A 1,293-nucleotide genomic window follows, 5' to 3' on the forward strand; every position below is an offset into this window, starting at 1 on the left:
GCAGGGCACGCGGCTGGGTTAAAGAGCGCATGTTTTTAGGCCGTCGCTTGACCGCGCGTGGCTCTACGCGGCCTGGCCGCTTGGGGCACAGCACGCGCCCTATGGTGGTCAACAGCAACGCGTGCAACTGCCCGATGGCATGGGCGCCGCAGCCAAGCAGCACCGGCGAGAAAGCACGCAGCTGCTGCAAAGCGCCCTTGAAGCTCAACTCGCGCGGGCGCACACGCGCGCCGTGCGCTGCTTGCGCCATTACTGAGCGGGCCAGGTTGTAGGCCAGTAGATGGGCGGCCACTTCCTTGACAGCCATGGCCGGGCTTTTGCAGCGCAGCGTGTCCATCTGCATCACCGCCTTGATGGCCCGCAGGTCCAGCTCGACGTGCCACCTCAGGCTGTACAGGCGGCTTACCTCCTCGCGGCTGACGCGGCCGGCGTCCAGCAAGCTGGTGATGAGCACCCAGCCGCCCACCCGGGTTTCGCGCAACTCGATGCGCAACGGCAAGGCGTCATAGTCGCGCTGATGCATTTGTGCCGAGCGCCGTGGGCGCTCCAGCCAAACGACATGGTCCTTTTTGCCCAGGCGCTTGCCGCGCCGAAAGTCCGTACTGCGGCGCGCCTGCTGGCGGCTGACAAAGTCCACCTGCAACCCCTGAAGATGCGCCAGCGTGAAGTAGCCCGCATAGCAGCGATCCATCAGCACCACGTCGCCCGGCTCAAGCGCGCCATGGAGCTGCGCCAGCAAGGACGGCTCGCCAGTATTCTTGCCTTTGCAAGCGCCCTGCGCCCAGCCCAGCACCGCCCCGCAGCCCAGGGAGATGACAGCCACGATGCGCATCAAGGCAAAGCCCAACCCGGGCTTTTGCCGCCCGTTTTGCGGGTACTGTGCCTGGTTGGCCACCGTGTCCGGCATGGATACGGTGGTGCCATCGATGAGTTTGATCTCCCGCCCGCGCCAGCGCCAGGCCTCAACCTGGGCCTGGCACAGGCGCTGCCCGAGCATCTGGCACAGCTCGGCCAGCAAGGCAGCCGGCAGGCGCTGACGCGCCTTGCAGTACGGCCCGGTGTTCGGGCTGCACGGGCTCAAGCCCTGGGCCAGGCGCGCACTCAAGCCTTGGGCCACCGCATCGCGGCAGCCGTGGTCCGCCCCCAGCACCTGCTGCACAAACAGGCCCAAGGTCGCCAGGGGCGGGTACAACCTGTGCCGATAGTGGGGGCAGTGGCGCAAGAGCTGCGCCTGAAGTTGCTCAGGCTCCAGCAGGCGAGCCAGGGCGCTGGTGCCGTCCTGGACAAACTGCG

At 67.2% G+C, this 1,293-nt stretch carries 1 protein-coding gene; it reads right to left on the bottom strand.

The genetic code is table 11. The features are described from left to right. Positions 1–1,293 (bottom strand): IS4 family transposase (locus IWX85_RS20145; RefSeq protein ID WP_196870985.1); only part of this gene is annotated, 1,293 nt, incomplete at both ends.

Source organism: Polaromonas sp. CG_9.11, from assembly GCF_015752225.1.
GTDB lineage: Bacteria > Pseudomonadota > Gammaproteobacteria > Burkholderiales > Burkholderiaceae_C > Polaromonas.